The 25,563-nt window shown below is 61.5% G+C and carries 14 protein-coding genes and 1 pseudogene; 2 read left to right on the forward strand and 13 right to left on the reverse strand.

The features are described 5' to 3' along the window. Positions 1 to 385 precede the first annotated feature (385 nt). A pseudogene (locus tag ACIPV6_RS22260) lies at positions 386 to 1,252 on the forward strand (alpha/beta hydrolase). Between the two features lie 36 nt (positions 1,253 to 1,288). On the opposite strand, the gene ACIPV6_RS22265 reads toward ACIPV6_RS22260, so the two are convergent. The 6 genes from ACIPV6_RS22265 to ACIPV6_RS22290 form a co-directional block, all read right to left on the reverse strand. After that, positions 1,289 to 1,711, reverse strand: a complete 423-nt coding sequence (locus ACIPV6_RS22265) for a substrate-binding domain-containing protein (RefSeq protein ID WP_400272983.1) — start codon at positions 1,709 to 1,711, stop codon at positions 1,289 to 1,291. 99 nt (positions 1,712 to 1,810) lie between these two features. Beyond that, entirely contained in the window at positions 1,811 to 2,035 is a 225-nt protein-coding gene (locus ACIPV6_RS22270) for a hypothetical protein (RefSeq protein ID WP_400272984.1), read from the reverse strand. 161 nt (positions 2,036 to 2,196) lie between these two features. Further along, a complete protein-coding gene (locus tag ACIPV6_RS22275; RefSeq protein ID WP_400272985.1) occupies positions 2,197 to 2,664 on the reverse strand; it encodes a hypothetical protein in 468 nt (155 codons plus the stop codon). Between the two features lie 68 nt (positions 2,665 to 2,732). After that, the gene (locus ACIPV6_RS22280) at positions 2,733 to 3,593 is read right to left on the reverse strand and encodes a hypothetical protein (protein ID WP_400272986.1); all 861 of its coding nucleotides are present in this window, start codon (positions 3,591 to 3,593) and stop codon (positions 2,733 to 2,735) included. 155 nt (positions 3,594 to 3,748) lie between these two features. After that, the gene (locus ACIPV6_RS22285; RefSeq protein WP_400273010.1) at positions 3,749 to 4,759 is read right to left on the reverse strand and encodes a CU044_5270 family protein; all 1,011 of its coding nucleotides are present in this window, start codon (positions 4,757 to 4,759) and stop codon (positions 3,749 to 3,751) included. Between the two features lie 38 nt (positions 4,760 to 4,797). Next, positions 4,798 to 5,325 carry an RNA polymerase sigma factor gene (locus tag ACIPV6_RS22290; RefSeq protein ID WP_400272987.1) on the reverse strand — a complete coding sequence of 176 codons (528 nt, stop codon included), beginning with the start codon at positions 5,323 to 5,325 and terminating at the stop codon, positions 4,798 to 4,800. A gap of 799 nt (positions 5,326 to 6,124) precedes the next feature. On the opposite strand from ACIPV6_RS22290, the gene ACIPV6_RS22295 reads away from it, so the two are divergent. Beyond that, positions 6,125 to 7,252: an HNH endonuclease gene (locus ACIPV6_RS22295; protein WP_400272988.1), complete on the forward strand. Its 1,128-nt coding sequence runs from the start codon at positions 6,125 to 6,127 to the stop codon at positions 7,250 to 7,252. Between the two features lie 462 nt (positions 7,253 to 7,714). On the opposite strand, the gene ACIPV6_RS22300 is transcribed toward ACIPV6_RS22295, so the two are convergent. Genes ACIPV6_RS22300 through ACIPV6_RS22330 form a run of 7 tightly spaced genes read right to left on the reverse strand, consistent with a single transcriptional unit; the run spans position 7,715 to position 25,505 of the window. Next, the gene (locus ACIPV6_RS22300; RefSeq protein ID WP_400272989.1) at positions 7,715 to 9,847 is read right to left on the reverse strand and encodes a DEAD/DEAH box helicase; all 2,133 of its coding nucleotides are present in this window, start codon (positions 9,845 to 9,847) and stop codon (positions 7,715 to 7,717) included. Continuing rightward, entirely contained in the window at positions 9,844 to 11,196 is a 1,353-nt protein-coding gene (brxD, locus tag ACIPV6_RS22305) for a BREX system ATP-binding protein BrxD (RefSeq protein ID WP_400272990.1), read from the reverse strand. Before brxD ends, ACIPV6_RS22300 begins: the two co-directional genes overlap by 4 nt. Continuing rightward, entirely contained in the window at positions 11,189 to 13,945 is a 2,757-nt protein-coding gene (gene pglZ, locus ACIPV6_RS22310) for a BREX-2 system phosphatase PglZ (protein ID WP_400272991.1), read from the reverse strand. Before pglZ ends, brxD begins: the two co-directional genes overlap by 8 nt. Beyond that, the gene (locus ACIPV6_RS22315; RefSeq protein WP_400272992.1) at positions 13,942 to 17,721 is read right to left on the reverse strand and encodes a hypothetical protein; all 3,780 of its coding nucleotides are present in this window, start codon (positions 17,719 to 17,721) and stop codon (positions 13,942 to 13,944) included. Before ACIPV6_RS22315 ends, pglZ begins: the two co-directional genes overlap by 4 nt. Continuing rightward, positions 17,718 to 21,266, reverse strand: a complete 3,549-nt coding sequence (pglX, locus tag ACIPV6_RS22320) for a BREX-2 system adenine-specific DNA-methyltransferase PglX (protein WP_400272993.1) — start codon at positions 21,264 to 21,266, stop codon at positions 17,718 to 17,720. The genes ACIPV6_RS22315 and pglX overlap by 4 nt, the downstream gene beginning before the upstream one ends. After that, positions 21,263 to 22,993, reverse strand: coding sequence for a hypothetical protein (locus ACIPV6_RS22325; RefSeq protein ID WP_400272994.1), 1,731 nt, complete (start codon positions 22,991 to 22,993; stop codon positions 21,263 to 21,265). The genes pglX and ACIPV6_RS22325 overlap by 4 nt, the downstream gene beginning before the upstream one ends. Next, on the reverse strand, positions 22,896 to 25,505 hold the full coding sequence (locus ACIPV6_RS22330) for an NERD domain-containing protein (RefSeq protein WP_400272995.1): 2,610 nt from the start codon (positions 25,503 to 25,505) through the stop codon (positions 22,896 to 22,898). Before ACIPV6_RS22330 ends, ACIPV6_RS22325 begins: the two co-directional genes overlap by 98 nt. Positions 25,506 to 25,563 lie beyond the last annotated feature (58 nt).

Consider the following 25,563-nt stretch of genomic DNA (forward strand, 5'->3'; position numbering starts at 1 on the left):
TGATGGGAGGCATCGGATTGCCGAGCAAGTGTTGTGAGCGTCTGCGCGCCCAGATCAAAAACAGCCATACAAAAGGCCCCCAATAGCCCTCGAAACAAACCCACCAAAACTGTGGGTGCCCGCGACCGGAAATGGCCGCGCAGCCGGGGACATTGTGAACACACGAAAACGCCTCTAGGTGGCGAAAAAGGCTCTCCCTAGACCGAAACGAGGGAAATTAGGTGCTAAAAACCCAAAATTAGGTGCTGCAAAAAATCATCTAGGTGGTCGTACACGACGACCGCAACAGGCCTTGCCCTCGAAACGGCGTCATGAGTCACGGAAAGGCAGGCGAGGCCCCTCGGATCGCGGGCTGCCACTTACGGTTAGGGTCGGTTTCATGGCGATGTTGTTCAATGAGAAAAGTGACTCAGGGATTCTTGAGTCGGTGGCCATAGGACCGGACGGACCCGTACGGCTCCGCTGGTACCGACCAATACCCAGTCAAGCTCGTGTGCCAGCTCCCACACTTGTCTGGGCGCACGGTGGAGGCTTCTTCGCTGGCGGAATTGACCAGCCTGAAGCGCACGATGTTGCCCGGGCTCTTTCTCATAGAGGGGTTACCGTGGTCACGGTCGACTACCGCCTCGCACCGCTCCCTGGATTGAACTGGGCCTTTAGGGAAGGAACCCGGTCAAGAGCACGTTTCCCGCTGCCGATGGAGGACCTTCTGACCGCGCTTCAACACGTCGGCAGCCAGACAGCCGGAGGGTTGATCCTCGGCGGAGCAAGCGCCGGAGCATGCTTGGCTGCATCTACGGCGTTCCGTGCCGTCGAGATGGACCTGCACCTTAGAGGAGCCATCTTCGCGTACGGATTCTTCCATGCCGTGCACCCTCGGGCGCCTGAGATCCAATGTCGAGTTCGCGGTCATCGCCGGCTAACACACTCCCGATGGGTTCTGAATGCGCTGAACCGAAACTACGCAGGATCTTAACCGGCGCTTAGAAACCGTTTGGCTTTCCCAGGAGGACACGATCTCTCCGGGTTCCCGTCCACGCTCATGATCAATGCAGACAATGACGTCATGCGCGCTTCAGGCGACCAGTTCGCGGCGGAACTCCGAGGCGCCCGGGTCGACGTCGAACACCACATTCTGCCTGGGTCTCGTCACGCCTTCCTGAACCACCCGCGCCGAAACGACTTTGCCAAGGCCATCGATTTGATGGCTTCGTGCTGTCTTAGTGAGCGTCTGCAGCCCTCGAAAACCTAAAACCCGAGCCCCCAACGACGCCGCACTGTCCTGCCCTCACCACTCACGAACCATAGGAGAGTCCTCCTGGTGGCTTTCGGGCCGATTAGGGCGGAGGCTATTGACGACGGCGGTCGCGGACGGGGCGTCCGGCGACCTTCCGCTTTGAACGGGGCATGCACGACGGCGGCACCCACTTGGTGCTAGCCGGCTGCGGCGAGTTGGGTCTTGGGTTGTGCGGTGGAGCCGCGTTTCGATGAGTTGGGGCGTGGTTTTGGGACCGAGATCGCGGGCGCCGAGGAGTTTCGTCACGGCCACGCAACCCCTGTCTTCGAGCGGATGGGTGACTGTGCTGAACAGTGCGTGGATGTGCAGAGAGGTTGAAGTGTCGTCGAAGCCAAGCACGGAGATGTCCTGCGGGGCGGGCCCGCCGCGGCGTTGAGGTTCGTTGACCACGGCCGCGCCCATTTCGTCGCTCATGGCGAAGCTCGCTGTTAGGCCGGGGTCTTGGTCGACAAAGCTGTCCAGGCCTGGTGCACCACTTTTGTAGAAGAAGCTGCCTGTGGCGGTGACGGGTGTTCATTTCGCTTCGTCCATGGCGCGGAAGTAACCGCGTTGTCTTGGCTGGGCGACGTCGATGGAGCCTGAGTCGCCGGCCAGGAGCCCGATGCGGCGGTGGCCGAGGCTGAGGAGGTGGCGGGTCGCGTCGTAGGCTGCTTGTTCATCGTCTATAGCGACGCTGGGGCCCGACTTCTCGCTGATCGCCGGCGAGCTGGGGCGGGGGAGGGCCGCATGTTTCGTCAACGGGGTAGGTTGGGGGCTATCGCATGCCGCGGCCTTGGGACGGGCGGTGAAAGAAAAGGTGTGGGTCCCGCCCAGGGCGGATCCCACACCTTTCTCGGTTCCATTGTTCAACAGGCAGTGGGTCGTGTCGTGAGCCCACTATGCCCTAACCGCAGAACCTGTTACTTGGTTACGTGAACTACGACTGCTTTGCTCGTTGCCTGTTCTACGCCTGGGTTATCAATGCCGGTCACCGTCCAGTTGCTCAGCAGAAGAACGGTTTTTCCCGTGTCTGCGTTGTAGATGATGTTTTTGAAGCCGAGAGCTTCCAAATCGTCGTCCAGCGCCTGAGCATTCATCCCGGCAACGTTTGCTGGGATGATCGCGGTCGCGGCAGCCGCTGGAGTTGGTATCGCTGCGGCGGGCGTAACCACCGGAGCCGGCGCTGGTGCTGCCGTTACCGTTGCAGTGGCCGTGACTGTGGCGGTCACAGTCTCCGTAACAGTTGGGGCGGCCGCAGGTGTTCCCGCGCAGCCAGCCAGTGCCAGGCATGACAAAGCCAATGCCAAGACGGATTTCTTCAATCTTCCCCATTTCAATTCCGACAGCGCGTGCGCCATCGCCCCCATTTCGCTCACGGTTGCGAGCACCAAGGAAGTGTAAGCTTCAACTAATTAATGGAGTATTTGTTACGCAATGCCTCTCCGGAGAACCAGTGTCAGGTCGATGTGCTCGCGGCCTCTTGGAGTAGATGAAAGTCCTCTGTGTACGTTGACGTGAGATGGGCTGAACCGCCGAATGCGCTTGGATGTTTGATGAAGCAAATAAGCCTTGAGTGCCCGCCGATCTCGAGTTCGAAAATGTTCTGTTTGGGATCGGGTGAGTCACTCGACCCTCGTTTTCCGAACATGGGCTTGTCGAGAAATGCTGTTGGATAGGCAGAACGAAGCGCTGCGGCAGCTTTGCCCCCAACAACGACGACGAGCCCGGCGGGTGTAGCCTCCAAAATCCGTTCCATGTGCTTAGAGGAGCAAAGCTGAGCGGCTTCCGGCACGCCTCGTTCGTTGGCGGATTTGCAATGGACTACCTCGGTCATGACTGAACGTTCATACCAAGGAATGTCATTTCCAAGAAGTGCATTCGTCTGCTTTTCGATCCACCGCCAATATGGTTCCGTGGAGCCCCACACAGGCCCGCCCATCTCCTGTGATTCGTCGACTTTCCGGTGTCGTCCGTCACTGACCCATACATGTTCCGGGCTGAACCGATTGATCATGAAGTCGGCAATCTCGGTGTCAGGCCATTCGGTCGTGGGGTACTTCTCTGCGAACCTCTTTGAAAGCCATTTTGCATCGGGGTTTCCGGCACTTATGGCTGGGTTTGAAGACAGGAAGACCACCTGTGCTTTCGTTAGATTGCCTGCCCACGCCTCCGGAACCTGAAAGGGGCCTGCATGCGAATCCTGTGATCGAACAATTTTGTGACACGGGTGCTCGTGGCCGTGCTGCGGGTCGTTTGCCGCCGACAGTTCCTCGCATCTCGCAAAGCTCAAAGCCAGCTCTTCAAGAAAGGCGGGCACAATTTCCCCCTGTTTCGAATTCCGTTCATTTGTGGATCCGGACTCCCACGACCTTCACGCTAAACGTAACCCGCGACAATTTATCGATGGAACCACTCAGTCGCAGGATAGTCGGCGTGCGACGAACGAGCGTGTTTTCCTTGGCCGACTCCTAATCAGCGCTCCGGTGTTGGCGCGCTGCCGGCCACCGACGTCGTGATCGCCGACCACGCGATTGCGCTGCCGGGTGGGACGTCTCCGAAGCCGTTGAGGGTGATGACCCGTTCGCCGATGAATTGACCGGTCACGGGGTCGATGATGATCTCGTGGCGGCTGTTGGTTCGCTCGTCGATACGTCCGATGGCGGTTCCCGTTCTTCCGTTTAGATTGGTTTGGTTATCGACGAGCGTGACGCCCGGAATGAGGGCGGCTGCACGGTAGAGCGCGGCACGCAGGTCGGCCGGAATGGATCCACTGCGTAGATGGTCCGAGATCCATACGAAGGCTTGGTTATCGGAAGAACCAGCGCGCTCTTCGGATTGGCTGCGGATGAAGTCCAATAGCTCAGCGGGGTCGCGGGGGAGGGCGGCAAGTTCGTCGTAGGACCACGTGGCGCTCACTCTTTGGACTAGGCCGTGCTCCGTGCGCGATTTCGGGGTTCCGGCTTCGAGTTCTCGGATGGCGGCTTCCGTGTCATTGCCAAAGAAGGTAAGCAGTTCGGTGGGCTCGGAGCTCATGATCCACTGATTGTTCCGATCCTCGGGTACGTAGAGCTGGCGGTTCTGAGTCTCAAGCCAGAAGAGCGGACCCGAACCTCCGTCACCTTGATCCAAGTAGACGGCTCTAGTGTCGACTCTGAGGTACTGACCGGGCAGCGGCTTGGGATCGGAAATGGTGCTAGTTTTTTGGGCGGCAGTATTGAGTGCCTCGGATGCTTCGGCTGTGGCCGGAGGGCGCCAGTCGAGCCTGACTGCGTCAGTGGCTACAAGCCCGCCAGCTAGTACGGCTGCAACAGCAGTGACAAGGACGGCCCGCCGAATGATCGGCTTGGTCCGAGTGCTCCGTGGAAGGGTCGTTGCGGGTGCGGCATGAACTGGGCTGCCTTGCTCGCTTGCTATGGCGAGGGATCGAACCCGACTTCCGTGAAGGTCGTTGTGAGAAATGTGTGCTGCTGGGTCGCCGGCCACAAGAAGTTCTTGGGTCAGGTCGTGTGTTTTCTTGGTTTTCAAGCCTTTGCTCCTTCTTCCTTCTGCACCACTGTTAGTGCCGCTGCGAATGATTTGCGAGCTCTGTAGAGCCGCATTCTGACCGCTGCCGAACTTATGCTGAGAAATTGCCCGATCTCCTTGGATGCGAAGCCATCCCAATAGGTCAGACGCAAGACTTCCTGGTCCTCTGGATTCAGTTGATGCAATGCCTCGAGTACAGGGGAGTCGCTTGGTGAATGCTCGTAGTACCGCTCGTGCGCCAACACTGCGAGGAGATCGTCGGAGCGATTCAGTGATCGGGCATGATTTCGCAACACGTTCCTTGCCACGCCGAAGAGGAACATGACGTTGAGGTTGGGATCGTCCGCAGACTTTTCCCACGTAATTCTGAAAACATCGGCGCACAAATCCTCCGCCGTCGCCGCGTTGGGTGTTCTTCGGCGAAAGTAGCGGTAGATGCGGTCGTGTCCGGCCTCGTGTAGGTCGAGGAAGCGCTTGTGCCGCGCTGTCGCACGGTCCTCTACGGCGGACTTTCTTAGGCTCATACCTAGTTAGTGTGTGGAGGGAGTGGGTTTGTAACGGCAGACGGAAACGAAGTTCGATTACGTCTATTCCGAGGCCACCTGGCGTTTCGTAATGCTGCTGGTTCTCACCTTGTGTGCCCCTACTTGAGGTACTGGTTTCACTGTCCGTAATCGTACTAGCTCGCCTTGGCTGGAGAAATCAAATCCGATGGATAACGACGTGGATCAATCGAGGGATGCCGGAAGATGGGGCGGTTCTGACGGTCATCAGGAGACTATACGGTACTGATGCAACGGCATTGATTCTCAACGAGAACATATCCATTGTTGCTGGGTTCTTGGTTGGTGACCCTTCGGAAACTCCTACTTCGGAAAATCTTGATTATCGACTGCTGCAAGAACTCATCGAAGACTATTCATCCGAAGGAAGAATAAGGCGGCTGCACAGTTAGGCTGTTTTATTGTTGGGAGGGCTGAATCCCCGTCATTTGGAGCTGCATTTGGTCGCTATGCTGAAGCGTCCTGAACCAGAACTCTTTAAGGAGACGCTCCCGCGCGAATTAGGATCGGGAATTTGCCCACCTTCATTTGTTTGATAGCCGCGGTTGGTACCAATCCTTGAGCCGTTCGGCAGGGGGACTGCCCGGGCGCGAGGATGGCCGCTCCTGGCGTGTTCGAATCACTACCAAAGACCGCGGCTTTCTAGGTGAGTTTTGCCGGTCCGGGGAGACTGGGCGGTGGTTTTCAGGAAAACACTCTTCGCACATGCTGGGTAAATAGCGTTCGCGGAGGGCAGTGCTGTGTCCTATATCCTGGCAAGATGAAGCGTTCTTTTCCCTTATCACCGATCGTTTCGGGTCGCCATCTCAGCACGCTCGAAGCGGCGGAGAAGATCGGCGTTCACCAAACGACAATTGTCGACTGGGTGCAAACGGGCCGGTTTGCCCGTGTTTATATCGAGTCTGGAGCAGGTGTCCATGGTGCGTTCAAGATTCCGGAAGTCGATGTTGACGACGTTGCGGTTTCGAGATCGTCCTCTTGGGATGAAAGAGTTCGACGCGCGGCGCATGCGTGGCTGGCCGTTCGGACCAACGACGGTACAGATGCCATTCACTATCTCGACCTCGACGATTTTCGGCTCGACGAGATCCGGGTGCCGTTGAAGAGCCGGCAACGTGGAATCTGGAAGCCTAAGTCTCTTGAGGCTGCTTTGTCTATCACCACCACGTTCAGACGTGCTGGACAGGAGCGGCCATACGAAGACGCAGTGGGTCCGGACGGTTTGCTTCGCTATAAGTGGCAGGGAGACGAACCAGACGCACCTGACAATCGAGCATTGCGTCGTGCCATGGAGAACAAGCATCCACTCATTTGGTTCTTTGGCATAGCTCCGGGCTTGTACCAGCCAGTCTTTCCGGTCTACCTATTGGCAGAAGAACGTGAAGAGCAGCAATTCGTCGTCGACATAGATCCGCTGCGTTCCGCCTTGAATGGAACGGGAGACGTTGTCGATACCCAGGACCTGGAAATCGTCAAACGTTACGGAACTCGGATCGCACGCACCAGACTGCATCAGCGTCTGTTCCGATCTACCGTCATCAACGCATACGACACGCGGTGCACCGTGTGCAATCTAAAGCACAAACAGCTGTTGGATGCAGCGCACATCATTCCTGATGCCCACGTGGACGGTGCCCCTGTTGTATCTAACGGTATGGCCATGTGCAAAATTCATCATGCCGCTTTTGATGCTGGAATCATGGGTGTTCGGCCCGACCTCATAGTCGAAATACGAAGTGACATTCTTGCGGAAGTTGATGGACCAATGTTGAAGCACGGACTGCAGGAGCGTCATAACCAAAAGCTCATGAGTGTACCCACACGAAGAGGTGACCGTCCAAGCATAAGCGCCCTCGAACAAGCATATGAGAGTTTTAGGGGTGCCTGATTCACTGAAACAGGGCCTTTTTTCGCGTTAGCCGCCGTGTCCCTGCAGATCGCACAAAACTGGCGTTAACGAAAGACTTAGCGTGAGTTACGCCTAAGGAATTGGATCAAGATGACAATGAGCCAGAGTCCGCCTGTGAGGAGTGTTAGGACGACATCAAGGATGAGCCTGCCGGTGCCGTAACGCTTCTTACTCAAAGTATTCTCCCATTCTCTGGTTCGATATCACTGAGCAGTCTAATGTGCCACTCATTTAAGGATGCTGCCACGCCGGAAGATGACCAGTATTGTTACGCGCTACTCGGGAGACGTTGGCCGCGCACCCATACTTGACATCGAAATTCCTGAGTCGGCGACAGTCGAAAACTAGGCTCTGGCTCCAGAAGCCGTCGCATTGCCTGGGACCGGCACCGACTGAGATTGGGGATGCGTCAAAGACACGAAAACGACTAAGATAAGCGCGCTAGTTATGCGTCAAACGTCTCGAGACAACTTCGACGGCGCCGGCGTGGTCGCTGCCGCGTTGGGCAAGAGTACTAGCCGCCAGGGCGCGAGGAAGAAGCTCCGCAAACTTCACTGTCTTCAGAGCGCGATCGTCCATCTGGGGCAAGATGGAGGGTGACTCACCGAGCAATGAGGCCCGGATTCCGCCCATCGCTCGCGTCAATTCCTTCGCGGTTACATCTCCTCGCAACCCAATTTGCCAGTTGTTGTAGGCTCGCGATTCATCAAGCAATTCGGGTGCAAGGTCAAGCAAGCCGGCCACGAGGACTGCATTGGCTCGCGCCCCAGCCCAAGTCCACCAGCGAAGGCGTCCATTGGACTCGCGAACTAAGACGCTGGAATCACTTACTACGCGATGCGAATATTCATTTCGGAGTTCCTCGATCTTGTTCGACGCCCGCCTAGACAAACCAACGCCCTTCGGTGTGGCTCCCAGAAGCACCCGGCGGGTTGCATCGCTCAGGGCATAGGACTCGGGCTGCGGCATGCTTGACCATTTGGAGTCCGCAGCGTTTGCGGACGGTTCGACGTAGGCGCGGTGGCGCGTCCAATCGACATAGTTCACCTGCCAGGCCCTGCCGCCGAGAGTAAGGAGCCGAGGACCCTCAACTTTACGCTGCAGCACCATCGGGTCGACGGAGCCGATTTCCTCGCGGCCGTGGAGAATTACTACCTGCGGGTCCGCAGTGAACACCGCCATGAGGTCCCGGTAGTGGATGCCGCCGTACTTCCGCTCAGCTTCGGGGCCCATGAAGAGCATCCCCTGGTCAGAATCGAGGTGTCCGGTTTCCACCAGCCAGGCTGCAATGTGCTGCCAATCGACCTGCGAGGCGAGCCCGAGACCGGAGAACCACTCCTGCCAGGTGTTGGCTCCCACCCGACGCTCCTGCAGTGTCAACCCTAGGAGTTGTTGTGCTGCGACGTGCAAGGGCGAGGGCGGGGGAGTGACAGGCTCCACATAGCCCTCAGACCAGAGCAACAGCAGGCCGCAGGCGCGAAGAAACTGCGCGTCGTCGGTGGACAGGAAAAGCATGTTTCGTTCTGTTCCCGGCCTGCGGCCGGTCCGGCCGAGTCGCTGCAGTAACGAGGCGACGGTGCGCGGTGCGCCGATCTGGACGACCCTGTCGAGGTCGCCCACGTCGATGCCGAGCTCCAGGGTCGAGGTGGACACGATAACGCAGTTGCGGGCCTGGGAGAACGCGGTCTCGGCCTGCCTGCGGGCATCGACGGACAAGGAGGAATGCGAAACGAAGGTCTCCACCTCAAGATCCCGCAGCCCCAGCGAAACCTTTTCCACCGTCCGCCGCGAATCGGCAAAGACGAGACGCTTTTCGCCGCGATGCAGGGCAGTGATCACTTTGGCGGCGTTCAATTCGCTGCCTACGAAATCGAGCTGCATCTCCGGTGCGGCCGCAGAGCCACCATCCGGAGCGATAACGGAGGCAGGCATCCCCGAGACTCGATTGCTACCTTGCAACCACGTCAAAAGCTCCGAGGCGTTGCCGACCGTCGCGGACAGTCCTATTCTTTGCAGCGGCCGGCCGGCCAGCTGAGAGATCCGTTCCACAACGCCCAACAAGTGCCAGCCCCGATCGTCCCCGGCAAAGGCATGGACCTCGTCGACGACGATGGCACGTACATCTGCAAAGAGTTGCCGCGGATCCGTCAGGGTCGAGACCAGCATCGATTCGAGCGATTCCGGTGTGGTCAACAGGATGTCGGGTCGGTCGAAGACTTGACGCTTGCGGGCACCTGCAGTGGTGTCGCCGTGCCGGACCGACGCGGTTCGTCCGAGCCAACCGGCGTAGGAAGCGACCCGCGGTTCCAGGTTGTTCAGCAACGCGCGTAGCGGACACACATAGAGCACGGAAGTTCCCGTCCAGCCCTCCTCGGCCATACGGGTCAGCAACGGGAACAACGCTGCCTCGGTCTTACCGCCAGCTGTGGGAGCCAGGAGCAGGCAATCGTTCCCGCCCAGGACGGGACCGACGGACTCTGACTGCAGCGGCCGCAGGCCGCCCCATCCCAGCGTGTTGGCGATGTGGTGCTGGACCACCGTGTGGAGTGCGTCGAACCCCGCGAGCTGGGTCATAGGTTGAGTTGGACGTCGTCCGCGGTCACCGCGTACCCGCCGGCCACTCCGACGGTGCCGCCAACGGCGTTGCGTTCCTCGGGGCTAAGGTCCTCGCGGACGAGGGTCAAGGCGTAGTGTTGGCGCGGGTCGAAGTCATCGAACTGGTCAACACGGTCCAACACGTCGCCGATGAGTTTCTTTAGGAAGATCCTTGGCGCGATGCCCACCTTGCTGCCCAGCCCGCCGGCCACGGCGTCTGCCAGATCGGAGATGTAGGGATCGTCTACGCGCTGGCGGATACGGTCAGGAGCATCGGCCCCGAGAAGATAGAGGTCCCGTACCTTAATGCCCAACGCTTCGAGCGCTTCACGGTCGAAGCCGGCCAAACGGATCTGTACGGCCCGGGGGTTGTCGAAGCGCGAATCGGTGCCGAAATCCGTCGCCAGACGCTGTGCCAGGGGCGCCAAGCGGGGCACCCCCGATGGCCCGGTGAAGAAAGCCGGTGTTCCGGTCAGCACCAGATACAAGCCCGGGAACCGACCGGAATCCACTTCATCCATGAGCTGGCGCAGCGCGTTGAGGGCTTTGTCCCGAACATCCGATCGCATCCGTTGCAGGGTCTCGACCTCGTCCAAAACCACCAGCAGGCCGGGATGCCCGGCGTCGCGCAGAATCAGCAGCAGACCCTGCAGGAATCCCAGGGCGCCGAAGTGGTCAAGATCGCCGCGGATTCCGGCCCCGCGCTTGGCCGAAGCGCCCACATGGGGCTGGCCACCGAGCCATGCGGCAAGCCCGTCCGCAACGGCAGCATCTCCAGCGGCTACGGCTGCCCGGTAACCGCGGAGTGCCTGGGCGAAGGCAGGTGTCTTGGCACTCACGTCGGCCAAACGCCGGTCCAGCAGCTCATCCGCGGCGGCCGCCAAGTCACCCGCCGAGGCGGTAGCCAGCGCGGGGTGTGCGGCGATGGCATCGTCCTCGAGGGTGAACAGCCAGGCATCCAGGACGGAACGGAACGCGCTGGGCGCCACCGAGGCAGTGCGCAGCGATTCGGTAATCCGCCGGTAGACGGTCTCAAGCCTGTGCAGCGGGGTTTCGGTCTCGGAAATCTGCACTTCGGCGGCGGCGAAACCCTTCTTGAGGGCCTTCTCCGCAAGATGGCGGGTGTAGAAGGTCTTACCGGTGCCGTACTCACCGCGGACTGCCTTGACCACGGCACCACTCCCCGCGACCGTTTCGAGTTCCTCGTCGACGGCGCGCTGGAACCGGTCCAGACCGACTGCGAGGAGGTCGAGCCCGTTGGAAGGAACCGTGCCACGCCGCAGCGCGTCGATGACTTCACGGCGCCTGCGCGGAGAGACTTCAGTCACGCTCTGCCACCCCGAACTGTTCACGAAGCAGGCGTGCGTCCAGGACCAGCGTGGAACCGTCGACACGCAACACCCCGTAGCCTTCGACGTTGAGCAGCTTCTGCAGTTGGGCCACTGCCCCATCCATGCGCGTGGGGGCTATCTGAAGGACGACGGCGGCCGTCTCCTTGACCAGCCGGGTCCCCGGCGCAGCGGCCAGGGCATCCAGGAGCGTAGCGACTTGGCTATCGGCAACGGCAAGGCGGCCTGCGATCGCTTTCTGCGCCTTGAATGTGCCAGAAGATACGACGGCGGCTCCGATCCCCGGCGCGGCGGGGACCGGGTCGGGGGAGTCGAGGATGTCGAGCATTGATGGGATGTTGTCCTTGGCTGTCTTCGTCAGCCCGGCACCGGGACTTGCCGGGCGCGCTGTGGGGCCGCTGACTGCGACCGACCACCACAGCGGTTCCTGTGACGGCGCCAGCTTCCATCCGTCGGGGACGTTATCGCCGGGAACCAAGACAACGATCGGAACCACTACCTCGGCAGGGGAAGCACCTCCGTGGTATCCGGCCTTGATCGGTCCGTAGCGCAAGGTTTCGTCGACGGCGAGTACTGCGCTGCCGCCTTCGGCCAGGACTCGGCGGCCCTGGACCAGCACCTCGTCGTCACCGGCGGGCGGTTCCGGAGCCCGGGACCGTGCGCTGCTCGCTTCACCGAACGCGCGCAGTTCCCCGCGGCGGCGCTCCACGATGTGCCCGTGATCGGACGTCATGACCACGGTGCGTCCGGCGGCCATCGCGGCGGATAGCAACGGTCGGAGGTGCCGGATGGTGTCGGGCGTCCACGTGGTTCCGACCGGGTCGCTCTTGTCCAGGGCGTCGTCGATGGTGTTAAGAACGCAGGCCACGAGCTGTGTCTGGGGATCGGCGATGGCAACGGAAATGTCGTCCTGCAAGGCCAATCCTGGACGCGACGAATCCAGCGGAGCCTTGTGGAAGAGCGCGGACCGGGAAATCCCGCCGGCTTTCGCCACTGCGGCGAAGCCTGACAATTCACGGGACTGTCCGCCCGAGGTCAGCTCGCCGCTCAATAAGGACGCACGGCTGACATTCGTGAGTGTCGGCAGCACGGCCACGGCAGACCCTCGACGTTCCGCGGCAGCCTGGATAGCCTCGGACCAGCCCTCGTTGCCGTGCAGGACGGTGGAGGTCAGCTCCGCGGCGCTGGCGGCGCTCATGCCGTCGAGGACCAACAGCAGGATGTTCTTCGACCGCGCCAGCGGTAGCACAACCGAAGGCAGTAACCGCTCCAGATGCCAGACCTGGTCTCCGGCGCCGTCCAAACGGCCGGTCGTCAGACCCTCGTCTGAGGCGACTGATGCGGCCAGCAGGCGTGCGAAGGCCCGGTCGTGGCCGTGGCGTCGTTGCTCCGTGAGCCGGGCGATGGTGCCGAGACCTTCACCCAGAAGCTGGTCGCTTACGCCGCCCACCGCATCGTTATACGCGGCGTCGACCCACGCATGGTCGCGGGCTTGAAGTTGCACCGCGGCGGCGAAACGGTCCGGCAGCACGTTGTCGCTGCTGAGCCAGCGGGCCAGCCGGATGGCGGCACGGAACGGATCCACTCGGGGATCCCGGGCGTTTCCTCGTAATGGATACGCCAAGCGATGGGCTTCCACCCTCGACCAGGCCTCCTCCACGACGTCGATCCCCGATGCTGGGAAGGATCGGAGCGATTCCGCGAGCCGATGGAGTGACGCGGTGAGCCCGGTGGGCAGCACCTGCGAATCGCTTCCCAGGCTGGCTGCCTGAATCTTGAAAAGCAATCGGTCGGCAGCCTGCAGCGCGGTATGACCTTCCTGCCAGTGCGCGGGATCGTCCAGCTGAGCTTCTACAACGCTGCGCGCAACCTTGCCCAGCGCCGCCAGCATAGGCGGGGTGACCGCTTCGACTGAACCATTCCATAGGTGTTCGAGCCGGGCCAGTGCCAGCTGAGCGAGCTGTTGATCGTGGGCAGTCCGTCCGGCCGTGCCAGTCAGAACATTGAGCGCAATTCCGATCGGGACGGACTCGGCGGCCCGGCCAGTGAGGAGCAACCGCAGCAACGGTGTGCCTGCCTGCCCCGCACGGTCGGTCAACCACTGGAGCACGGCGTCGGCGAGTTCGTTACCGCCGAATTCGCGCAGGTCCGCCATACGGTCCGCGGCATCTGATCTCGTGGTCCAGTCCACAACGCTGAGGGCATCCATCGGACCGCGGGGCAGTGCCAGCTGGCGCTCCGCAACGGAGCCGAAGGCATGATCGATGGTTAATACGGCGCCCGGGGCGACGGGCCAGCCTTCGTCGGGAGTGATGCGCAATAAACCCTGCGCCACTGGCAACCGCTGCTTCAGCGTGGATAACGCGCGGTCGATCCGGTCGGCGCCGAAACGCTCCTTAAGGGCCTCCCAGGCCCCAGGGGTCTGGAGCCTTTGGTGCGCGAAATGCCCCAGAATACCGGCGCCCAGGTCTTCCTCTGACCGGTCGGTCAGGATGACGAGCCATTCCCCAGCGGGACGGTTGCGCAGAGCATCACGTATGGCCAGAGAGGAGATGCAGGGCAGGACGTGGACGGCTTCCCCGGAATCCGCGAAGCGTCGTTCAGCGCCGGGTTCCGGGACGGCACGGAGGCCGATCACTCGCTGGGTGCCGTGCTTGCGGGCAGCGGAGACTAGAGAACGGACGACGGCGGTGGTTACCGTGCCGGCGGCGGTCGCCTGCGCGCTCACTCGACGACCCTCCACTGCACTTCGATTCGTTTTCCAGGGTTATCCCTTAGGAACCGTTGGAGCTCGCCCACCGCGGTACTGGCATCGGCGGTGCGCCAGGCTCCGCCCGGCTGGCTATCCCCGGTTAGGTCAATATTCGGCAGCGTGACATCGTCGGGCTTGATGGGATCTGAAATGACTACCGGAGGAGTGACGATGGGAACCGGACCAATCACCGGGCGCGTCGGGGGCACAGGTGCGCTGGCGAGCCAATCAAATATTCTATCTTCGGCGGTCTTGAGCGCCTTCGTGCATGGATAGGCGTGCTCATGGCCGTTCATAGCGGTGGTGAGATGGTCGAGGATGTCTTGGGCGGCATCCGCGCGTTCGCTATGGCTGGCGGCGGCCTCGCGGACGGGCGTCAGCCGGTTCCAGGAGAAGTCCGACAGGGCGGCGACAACGTCCTTAGCCCGGGCCAGGGAGGCTGAAGCTTCCTCCGGGGTGGCCGGGAGGTCCAGCCCGGCAAGGGTCTGGATCAGTGTCACGCCATTTTGGTGCTGCAAGGCACCGAGAGCCTTCGCAATCCCGCCGGCGAGCACCAATCGGGCGCCCCCATCTGTCTTGAGACGGGTGGCGGCAGACTGCAACGCATTGACCAGAGCTTCTGTGTCGCCGACGCGGCTGCGTGCAAGCGTGCGTGTAGCCTCAGCGAGGGTGGCAACCGCGGCAGGCGTGCGGTACTTCGGGGCTTCGATCGCGAATACGCGACCCGCCGTAGCGCGGGCAGCTTCCCATTCCTGTTCGGTCGGCATCGGCTGCGGACGCAGCTCCATGCTTGGCTGGAGCGATCCCGGTGCAGGAGCGGCGGGCAGTGCACCGCCGTGGTTGAACCAAGCACGCTGGCGCAGCAGACCCCATGCAATTACGATCAGGTCGGAGACTTCAGTGCGCAGCCCGTGGGTCGGTTCGACCCCATCGATGATTTCGCGCAGTTTAGAAACCGTGACGGCGTCGTCGTTGCCGATGCCCACACGTGAGAGCCCTTGCTCAATCGCGGCGCCCCAAGGACCGAAGCGTCCGTCACCAAAGAGGAAGTGGGTTTCCCCCGCAAGCCCAACCTCGAGCGGGTTGGCGATCCGGCGGACCGTCCGTGCATCGCCGGGGTAAGGGGCTCGGCCCTCCGGTTCCGCAGCCGCGGCCTCCAAAGCCGAGGCGACGGCCTTGAGATCGGCAAACCTGACCTCGGTGTCCTCCGGCTCGAAGCGCGGATGGCCCGGGTAAGCGGATTCGAAAGCGCGATTAACCAACTGTCTGAAGCCTGCCCCGAGCGTGGCCCCGACCGGGGGTTGCGGCACGTATTCCGGATCCAGGGAGTATAGGACTTCCACATGCGCGGGGTCCTCGAGCAGAGACCCGGGTGCGGGGGTCGCCGCTCCGTAAGCCTGCTGAATGATACGTAGCAGTCCCTCGCGCAGGGCTGCTTGCTGAGATTCGAGGATGCCACGGGCCTGTTGGCGGTCGACCTCACTGAGGTGATTGGCGTGACTGTTCCACCGGTCTCCGGTGCCCTCCAGGAGCCAGTCCAACACTACTAGCCGACGCAGGTCCCGCATGGATTCCGCGGAGAGAAAACGCGGCAACCAGACTACCGTGCGCGAGGTGAAATTGCGGGCGCGCAAATTCTCGATTCGCTCGATGTCTTCCGTGGCTGTGTGTTGTTGTTCATCGAAGGGGTGGTCAATGACGAAGCGCCAAGCACCGGCCCCTGAACGGAAATGCTCATCTGTGAGCCAGCTGGCGTCGCGCACGTTCCCGAAGACCAGTTCGACCTCGCGCTTGGAGCCACGCCACACGACGGGGTGCCGGTAGACGTTCCAGGCGTCGGGGTCACCCATGTCCAGGCCAAGCCCTTCTGCGACCAACTTGCGAATCAGTTCGCGTTGGCGCCCCGGGTTATCCTCGCCCTTGGCCTTTTCTACGATCGATTCATAGTCCACGTTGGATAGCTGCACCCGGATGATGGGGTTCAACGGTTCGGAGCCCACGTGTATTTCGGGCACCTCGCGCGACCAATTCTTCACCTTTGCCAGGACGATGTTGGCCTCACCACCGGGCAGCGGGGACGCGATCGAACCGTGGTTAAGCGAAGCAAGCCGGGCCGCGGTCAGCGCCTTCAGAGCAGGGACGTTGGGGGCGACAGCGGAGAGCAGCAGCGTCTTGGCGAGCCGGTCATCCGCGCGGAATGCTGGCGACAGCCGCGACCGATCTTGCAGGTCGGATGCGGCAAGGTGGTGGGTGGAGAGAATCTTGGGCAGCAGCTTGTCCTGATACAGCTGCGTGGCAGAGCGGAAGAGCGCCGCCGCCTGGGCGTCAAGAGCGGCACCGGCCTGACCCCTAACGATGTAATCGAAGCTATCTCCGACGGGGATGACCTCCTCGATGCTCATCGTGTTCCGACGGTCAACCAGCATCTGCTGCATAACCTTCAGCGCGGTGCGGTCACGCTGCATGACGCTGGCCAGGGAACGCAAGGTGGAAACCAGGGCAGGGGCAAAGGGGTAGGTGAGCCGGAAGGCTTTCTCATCGGAACCGCGGTGCTGGTCATCAGAGTTGACCCCGTCGAGCAGCACGTCCCAGACTTTCGGATTGCGGTCCAACCGGGTGAAAGCATCGTCTACCGACTGCCTCGCGGCGTCGTCCGTGGGCTTTAGGAGTCGCTTGCTGGCGACGAACGGGAGGTTGTCATCGCCCAGTTCGATCTTTGCGAAGCGTCCCTCCTGGTGACGGAACGCGGATTCGAGCGCCTCCTGCTGGACACCGTTGGCGCCGGCGTCTGCAAACCACTTGCGCAGGTCCATCTGCCTGGCTACGAAGGAGACCAAGGGGGCCTCGAGGCTTCCGTAGGAGCCCTCCACCAGTTTGGTCAGTTTCTGGGATTCGCGGCGGAAGAACTCGGGCTCGTGCATGCCGAACGCGAGCCAGAGAACCAGTTCATCGAGAAACAGGACGACAGCGTCGTAGCCGTGCGCCTTGGCGTGAGACGACATAGCGGCCAGGCCGGTGTCCAAGTCCACATATGCGCCGGATCGGACGAACGCCTTGAAATACGTCCCCACGAGGTCACTGATCAGTGACTGCCGCTCCACGCTTTGTACGGATGCGTTGCGGGCCGCGTGGTAGCGGTCTAAGTCCCAGCCACTGGAACCGAGCAGGCCGGAGAACTCGTCAAATTCGTCGTCGGCCGCGTCGCCTGCAAGACCCTGGAAGAACGCGCTGTCCCCGATTCGCCGGCGCAGGTTCTCCGCGTCCTCAAAGAGTGCGTCGGAAACGAAGAGAGCAGGTAAGGAGGCGTCTGGGTGGGCGGCTTGGATGTGCCGGATATACGCATCGAAGATGACCTGTTCCATTGACTGGCCGTCCAGGAAGTGGAAGGCCAAAGGCAGTATGTTCCTGCCTGACAGCACACGGTCGTGCCGGGCAACGGTCTCCTGGAGCTCCCCACCAGATCGGGCTTTTGGATCGTGGCGCAGCAGGGCGTGGAGGACAGCCATGAAGTGGGACTTACCGGAACCGAAGGAACCCGTCAGGAATGCACCGCGGTTGATACCGGTCGTAAGGGCGTTTGAGACCAGCCCCAAGGCCGAATCGAAGGCATCGACCAAGGACGGTGTGACCACGTAGTCGTCAAGGGCGTGCCGGGCGCCTTCGCCACTAACGGCGTCGGTGAGGCGGAGCACATAATCCTCCACCCCCGCGCGTTCAGGGATGTCAAAAACGTCGCGAAGCAGGATGGTCATGCGTTCTCCTTGACGGCACGTCGGCCGCGTGCGGCCGACGTGGGACGCCAGGCCTTCAGATCGGTGGTCGAGACATTCAGCTGGGTCATGCGCTCCTCCAGCTGTGCGGAACAAAAATCGGCCATGCTCATGCCGAAGGCGGGCTCGATGTCGGCATGCCACTGTTTGACCCAGGGCAGCACTTCCGCCATGCCAGCGACGAGTGGAACCAGCTGGGCGTCATCGGCGCCCTCAGCGATACGCTCGTCCATAATTGTGGCGAGAACGAGAAACTGTTGGGCGTGGTCCCAACCGGCCCAGCCCAGCAGCAGCGTCGGGTCAGTGGAACGTCCGGCGTCCGTATACAGGACGAAGCGCTCCTTAGGCACGTCGAGTTTTCCGCGAGCCTGCCACCAAGACGCTTTTCGGAAGTCTGCCATCGCGTACTTAGGTGGCTCCGGGATCGGGCCCACACTTTCGCCCGTTTCTTCACGACGCTGCAAGTCCCAGGTCTCCTCCCAGGCTTCTCGCTTCCGGAGACCGGAGTCCTTGAGTCGCAGGGCAGCCAAGTAAGGAACGGCCTGGTCACCTACGAGACGCGTCAGAGCATTGCTTACGTCGACGTCGACTGTGCCTGCCCACAGCCCCAGCACACTGACGAAATCAGGATCGCGGGCGAGAAGGTCGGCGAGCTGCGACACACTGAGAGCTACAGGACGGCCCTGGAAATCGAACCAGTACGAGCTGTTTTCGAGACGGCTGAGGAGCCATTCTTGAAGGGCACTCTCCTGCTGCTTCGGCCACGAATCCGCGGCCCACCGGCGTTTGTTTTCCGGTTTCTCCAGCAAACTTATTTGTGGGTTGCTTTCGATTTCATTCAGTCGCCGCTGAACCAATTCACGGTATTTCGCAGGCCAATGGGTCGGGATTTCGGAAATCGGGAGACAGCCGTGGCGGCTGAACCAGGCTGTGTCCTCTTCGCCTGAAGCGATCCTGCGGCCGAGGGCGATTTCAAACGCCCGTTCGCCAAACTTGATCTGCGGCAAGTCGTCGCCCTCGTACGTCATGTCGTCATTGATGAACTCGTACAGGCCGTAGACCGCCCAGTCCAATTCCTCCTGCCTAGCGATCATTTGCTGGCGGATCGACTCGAAGCGACTGCGTGCCTCGCGAAGGATTTCTGCTGAAGGTGTTTGGTCATGCGCAATTGCTTGGTGGATTAGCGATGATTGAGCTTGCGCCAATAGATCTAGTTCTTTGCCACGCTCCACGGGCATAGTGAATGGAATCGGGATGTCGGCAATGTTGACCGCATTGAACTGGTAACGGGGCTCCCAATCCTCGTCACCGATCCCGCCACCAATTCCACCATTTCCCTTATTGAAACAGTTCTGCTTGAGCCAGAAGCAGACAGTGGACGAATTCAGGATGCCCAGAAGTGCAAGATGGTCATCTTCGGTGGATTCTTCAGACAGCTTGATAATCAGGGCCGTCTGCTTAACAGGAAGCCGGTCTCGCAGCAGCACGAAATGGTTAAGTGTTGCTACTTCAGCCCATGCTATAGCCCATGAGTTAGTATCTTGATCTTGGGGTAGCTGATGCCAACCGAACCAAGGTTTTCCTGTTTCAGCATATGTTCCGTTGAAATCGCTTCGGTAATTCAAGGTCACACGAAAAGGCCACAGCCATCTTTTTGTGGCGTCAGGGAGATCGTGGCTTATCTGGTGCAAATTATCGTATGGAAACATGACTTCATCCTGGAAGGACAAGGTCCAATCCCGCACGCCACTCCCAAGAAGGACAGGGCTCCACAATTCACCCAAGCCTCGCCGTTCTGCCAGACCCTTTGGCTGCACTAGGGGCTCGTCAGCACCAATAATCCCGAACTTGCCAATTCGACGGGCATCTATGCGGCGCAGGCCAGTGGTGTTAATGGCGGCAAGCAGCGAGGCAGCGCCGCCCCCGCTGAGGGACCACGGATGTGCTGCGAGGCCCGTGCGTTCGAGGTTTGTGATTGTGATCCAGCTATCCTCGTGACCCGGTTGATCGATGTGCCTCGTTATGGACTGCCAGACGAAGCCATGCTCGGGGTCCTCGGGGCGGCCGGGTTCGCCGCGCAGACCAAGGGCTGCTCGAACGGTCGTGCCGACAGGGTGCTGGTGACGGCCAATTATGATTACCGTGGGCGTTCCGTGGCCAGGGATGAACGCTCCCGAGGTATCAGCAACAAGGCGAAGATCTTGATGGGCGAGGAAGTCCTCAATGAGTTTGGAGCCGAATTCGCGTTTCATGAACGAGTTGGAGGTGATTTGGCCTGTCCAACCTGCTGGCTGCCCGTTTACGCCGTGTCGTGCCAGGCTAAAGAAACGTTCCATAAAGGGAACTGTGAGGGCATATGTACCCTTGCACGTTGAATATATCTTCCGATAACGCTTGTTCAGCGTCTTGTCCTTGACAGTTATGTAGGGGGGATTCCCGACGACTGCGTCATATTGATTGTCAGCCAAGATTTTGGCCAGCTGATCCCGATCTTCGCTTGAGTAAGCGAAACCTCCGGACCGGGCATCAAGGTCAAAGCCCTCGATTTCGAAGGATCCTGTGGTCCGTCCGAAAAGAAGCGAATCGCCGGCGGCCAAGTGAAAGCTGAAGTCCGGTGCACGTTCCAGGTCGAGTTCGCCTGTGGCCTGCAGCGCGGCGATGGTAAGCCGAAAGCGGGCGATGGCAACGGCAAAAGGGTTGAGGTCCACGCCGTGGATCGCATTCAGGGCCTTTTGCACACGTTCGCGGGGCTCCAAGTTGGGAGCCTTAGTGTTCCATTCATCCAGTAAGCGCCTAAAGCCGCCCAACAGGAAGTGCCCGGATCCGCAGGTTGGGTCGATGAGCTTGAACCCTTCCAGCGGGCGCTCGGCCAAAGCCGGGGTGAGCGTCTGGTCGAGGATGAATTCCTCGACGAACTCCGGGGTCTGGAGCAGTGCGAAGGTCTTCTTCGCGTACTCGGAGAGGTCCTGGTAGAGATCTCCGAGGAAGCGGGTGGAGAGTTCGTTGTCTTGGAAACTGTAGAGGGGGAACCCGGCTTCGTCAGTAGCGCGCCAGAAGTCTAGGATTTCCTTTGCCATGGCGCCCGACGGGGAGACTTGCCAGAGGGCCGCATGTTCGTCGACCAGCGCTGCGGTGGACGAGAAAGAGCGCAGGTGGGTGATGCCTTTCAGGATCCACTCACGCCACGTGTTTTCCGGGTGAGCGCGGAAGTACGCGTTTTCGGCGTCGAACGCTTCCTGCCGACGGGCGCCGGGTCCAGAGATCCAGACCTTGGAGAGCAGCGCGTTGTCCTCGCAGAAACGTAGGAATACCGTGGTCAGCACCCAGCCGACTGCGGCCTGTGTGATGCGGTCGTCGCGCCAGCTGACCCAGGCGGAGGAGGTGCGTTCGGCGTGCAGCGCGTCCGCGTGCTCGGACTGCCACTTGGCCTTGAGCTCCCGATCTTCTTCCAGCCTGGCGCGAAGGTCGTCTTCGACCCGGAGCACCAGCTTCTGCAACTTGGGGGTGAGGTCCTTGCCGATGGTCATAAGGTGGCTCCTTCGACGGCTGCCGCGTTGAGGTTTCTAGGAGCGTCGATCCAAGCGGTGTCGACACGGAGGTATTGATTCGGGGACGTCTGGACCGAGACGCCGTCAAGCAGCGGTCCCTGGTTCGCCCCTACCTGAGGCAGGACCACCCATACCGCCTGGCCGCGCCGGGTGGACAAATCGCTCCAATGCCGGACGAGGTCAGCATGCCCGTAGCGGACCAAGGGCGAAGCTTCAACGATGACGACCGGTCGGGATTCCCGGCCAAATGTGTCAGCAACCGCTTCTGCGATGGTCGCCTCGACAACGGGCACAGCCAGCTTCACCGCTGCGGCCACACCGCGAGTGGCCCTATCGTTCTCCGGGTGTGCGTCCGCGCGGACCAGTGCATCCCATGAGGGGAAACCGTCCCGTCGGCTCAGGGACTTCAGCTCATCGAGCAGCAGCGCAGTCACATCAATCCGCCGCGCGTTAAACTCCGCCTCCAGCCTGGCGGCCAGCGACTCGCAGCGGTCGGCGCGAGCGCCCAACGCCAGGAAGGAACGCAGGGTGACGCTCTCTCGAAGCCTCTGCTCCGGCGTGGATTCGCCGGAAACAATACCGCCAACATGTGTTCCGGTGCCGAGCCGCGAGGAGCTGCTCCGGGTCGGTTCCAGAATGGTCGGCGACCCGTAGGTCCCGGACTCCGGGTCGTGGACAAGCTCTAGGCCGGCCTCGCGGAGCAACTCGGCGAGACGCCCTGATGTCGGGAGAACCGGCACACCGGGAAAACGGACTCGGACGCGGTCCACGATTTCGCGAGGCGAGAGTCGCTGTGGCCCCGCCACTCCGCGCAGGGCAAGCCCCAGCGACTCGACCTGGGACAGATCCCGGTGGTGCAGTTCGCCGGACCCGGATGCTGCGGCATGGCGCGATAACCCGGCGGCCAGACGCGCGAGGCGGACCCTGTCTCGCAGCAAAGGATCTTCGATGCTTGCAGCGTCGAGTATCGCTGACAGCCGCTTTTGCACGCGTTCGGCCGGAACAAGGGCGGGCTGCGAGGCTGACTCGGCAAGCAGCGCATCGCCTTCTCGGCCAAGACGTTCTGCCACATCCAGCAAGGGTGCCTCGCTGGCGATCAGCAGTGCGTTGCCCTCCCGCCGGCGCAGTTCAAGGGGTTCGTCGTTGACGTCCGCGCGCTTGAGGGCCCGCTGGCGATCGATGACGATCCGCAGGAGTCCCTGGGCGATGCGTTCGTTCTCGCCGGTCCGCTCGGACTCGACCGTGGTCTGGGTGAGCACCTCTGCGGCCAGTTCGTCGACCGTTGCCGTTCCACCAAGGGCCGCAAGGCGCTCGTTCACTACGCTGGTCAGATGACGCAGGGAACCCAGCACCCGTGGTTCCTCAGCCCAGGAGGTCTGGAGCTTCCCGACGAGCTGGTTCGCGCCGGCCGCAGTGACCGGGTTGGGCAGATTGGCACCCAGCTGCGCCTGTGTGGCGAACGCGTCCACGTCGCCGTATGTTCCTAGGATCAGGCCAGCGGCGGCACGGGATTGCACCGCCTTCTTCGTTCCGGCTGCCTCGATGAGCTGTTCGGCAAGGGCCAGCACCGAGGGGAGCGGCGCGGCACCTGAGATGCCGTGCTTCTTCTCACCGAACTTTTCCCGCCACAAGCCGGCGCGGGCCGAAGCTTCTCGACGCGTGGCCAGCGCCCACGCCGCGTAGGGCGTTGAGCCGGATGGGGTCAACGGCCGTGAGTTCCCCAACGGTGGCGACTCCGAGCGGTTCCAGAGCGGAGAGGGCGCGCGCCGAAAGACCGGACTGCTCCAACGGGGTGGCGGGTGTTGCCGCGGCCGCGAGTTCATCCGAGTTCTCGGGTGCTGTTGTGGCATCCGTCGGGAACGCAGCCCGCCAATTCTCCAGCATCTCCGTAGCGGTGTCATAGCGTCGCTTTGCATCGCGGGCCAGCGCCGTGCGGAAGAAGGAGACGAGGCGTGGGGCCACGGCCCGGTCGAAGTCGTGGGCCTCGATGCTGGCTTCGTCCGGTACGGACGCTGGGTTGGCAAGCGGGTCACCATAGAAAGGCGTGTGACCGGTAGCCATTTCAAACAGCACGACGGCGGCGGAGTATCGTTCCGCCGCAGAATCGAACCGAGTCCGGGCCCCACCCAAGAATGGATCCAGATAGGGAGGGGTGCCAGCAGCGATGTCTGATGCCGCAGCGCGGGAAAGTGAGAAGTCGAACAGCACGAGGTGTTTGCCGCTGCGCTCTGCACGGACGCCCAAGTTGCCTGGCTTGATGTCACGGTGATCGACGCCGTCCTTGTCCAGTTGGACAAGTGCCTCAAGGAGGTCCTGGCCGAGTCTTTCCAGCAGGTCCAGTGAGAGACGTTTACGCTCACGCAGCAGCTCGCCGAGCGTTTGCTCGCCAGCGCTGTCCAAGAGCAAGGCTGAGCGGTCCCCGAGGGAGAGCGGCCCATCAACAATCTTGACGAGGCGTGGGCCGGAGAGTGCACGCAACACCGCGGCCTCTTCGTGGAGCCGCTGGGCTGCCTTGGAGTCCACCGCGACCTTCAACACACGCTGGGAGCCGTCGTCGTCCGCGTCTTTAACCAGTAGTCCGACGGCAGTCGAGCCTCGCCCGAGGCGGCGAACGACAGTAAACCGTCCGTCAGCCAGGACTGTGCCTGGGGCAGCGTCGACGGCGTCGACGTCCTCACCCGCCACGGCGGAGGGTGAGGAATTTAACAATGCGTCCAGGAACTTACCGACGCCGTCGAACCGCTCGCCGGGGGCGGGTCTGGTGGCACCCAGCACGGCTTCGCGAATGCTTGGCGAGATCGAGGGCAGCTCGAGGGACAAATCCAGTCCACGTTGGTTCCGCAGCCGCTCCGCAAGGACCAGCGACGAATCGGCGGGACGTTGCGATGCCAGGACGAAGTAAGCTAGGGCGCCAAGCGCAAAGACGTCCACCCGGATTCGATCTGCTGATTCCGGTTGCCAGCGTCCCTCCGGCGCTTCAAAGGCTTCGGTAAGCCACGCGTCTGCCTGATTGGGGTCCGGCCTGCAGTCGAGCAGCGAAGTGACGCCGTCGGCGGCGTGGCCGGTGAGGACCTGGCCAGAGGCCAATCCGCCGCTTTGCCAGTCGCCGATAAGGACCTTCGGCTGTCCGTGAACCGTCTTGACCCAGACAGCCTTGGGACTCAGCCCACGATGCACCACTTGGTTGCGGTGCGCATAGTCGAGGGCTTCCGACAGCTGACGGATGATGGACAAGCGCTGATCCAAGGGCAGCCCGTTAGGCTGACCGGCCAGCCAGAGGTCCAGACGTTGCATGCCATCGGAGTAGTCGTAAACCAATCCGACACCGAGCTCGGAGTCGACCAGATCGCGGGGCCTCAATAGGCCGTCGTGTGAAAGCCGGCTCATGAGCCGGAATTCGTGTTCGGCGATCTTGTAGTTGCGGCTGGCAACGGACTGCGACGTTCCTGGCGGCGTGACCTGGAAACGGATCCGCACGGTTTCCTGCTTGGAAACCTTGTGATAGCCGCTCCAGTCCTGCCAGCCCGGTCCCTCGTCGAGGGCTCCATCCTCGATAATCCACGACCCGGCCTCGCGTTCGCGGCGCTGGACCAGGCCAATGCGGGCCATGAGGTCTACGAGGATCGCTTCCTGGTTCTGACCGATGGCGGCATTGGCACGCGGTTCCTGGCCGATCAGGTTGCTGATGCCGGAAAGATGGCTGGCAGCTTCTGTTTCATCGAGCCCGTAGAGACCGAGCGCCGAGGAAGCCGGGAGTTCGCTGACAAACCTTGGGTGGTGAAGGAAGACCGCCTGATTGACGAAAGGGATGACGGTCCGCTCGTCCTCAATCTGGATACCCTTTTCGCGCGCCCATTCACGGAGTGCTTCCTTGAGCTTCGAGGCCAGGTACTGGGCCTTGCGTCGCGCCAGGAGCAACGGTGACGGTTCCGCGCGTCTTCCGTCACGGAGCCACTGCGTGTCGTTGCCGGTCAGCCGACCGGAATAGTACTTGAGCTCTAGGAGGTGCAGGCCGCCACGGCCGAGTAACAGGGCGTCGACTTCGTGCCAGCCACCGCGGCCGTCCCGGAATTCGAAGTTGCTCCATACCCGGTAGGGGCTCTGCGCGGGGATTTTGCTCTTGAGGTAGGCGAGGCCCTCGTTCTCATGCGGGAACTGCGAATCGCTTACTTCGATCCAGCGGTCTTGCTCCACCCGGTTCCCCCATGCGACGTGCACACACTTCTCTTGGACATTACCGGTCTACATTACCAACGTTTTTGAGGCGTGATTCGGG

This window comes from Paenarthrobacter sp. NPDC089988, from assembly GCF_044748465.1.
Lineage (GTDB): Bacteria > Actinomycetota > Actinomycetes > Actinomycetales > Micrococcaceae > Arthrobacter.

What these genes read in the sequence shown, in the direction of transcription:
- ACIPV6_RS22265 (WP_400272983.1), bottom strand. Translation starts at nt 1,711, where the DNA reads ATGAGCGACGAAATGGGCGCGGCCGTGGTCAACGAACCTCAACGCCGC.
- ACIPV6_RS22290 (WP_400272987.1), bottom strand. Translation starts at nt 5,325, where the DNA reads ATGAGCCTAAGAAAGTCCGCCGTAGAGGACCGTGCGACAGCGCGGCAC.
- ACIPV6_RS22295 (WP_400272988.1), top strand. Translation starts at nt 6,125, where the DNA reads ATGAAGCGTTCTTTTCCCTTATCACCGATCGTTTCGGGTCGCCATCTC.
- ACIPV6_RS22300 (WP_400272989.1), bottom strand. Translation starts at nt 9,847, where the DNA reads ATGACCCAGCTCGCGGGGTTCGACGCACTCCACACGGTGGTCCAGCAC.
- ACIPV6_RS22315 (WP_400272992.1), bottom strand. Translation starts at nt 17,721, where the DNA reads ATGACCATCCTGCTTCGCGACGTTTTTGACATCCCTGAACGCGCGGGG.
- pglX (WP_400272993.1), bottom strand. Translation starts at nt 21,266, where the DNA reads ATGACCATCGGCAAGGACCTCACCCCCAAGTTGCAGAAGCTGGTGCTC.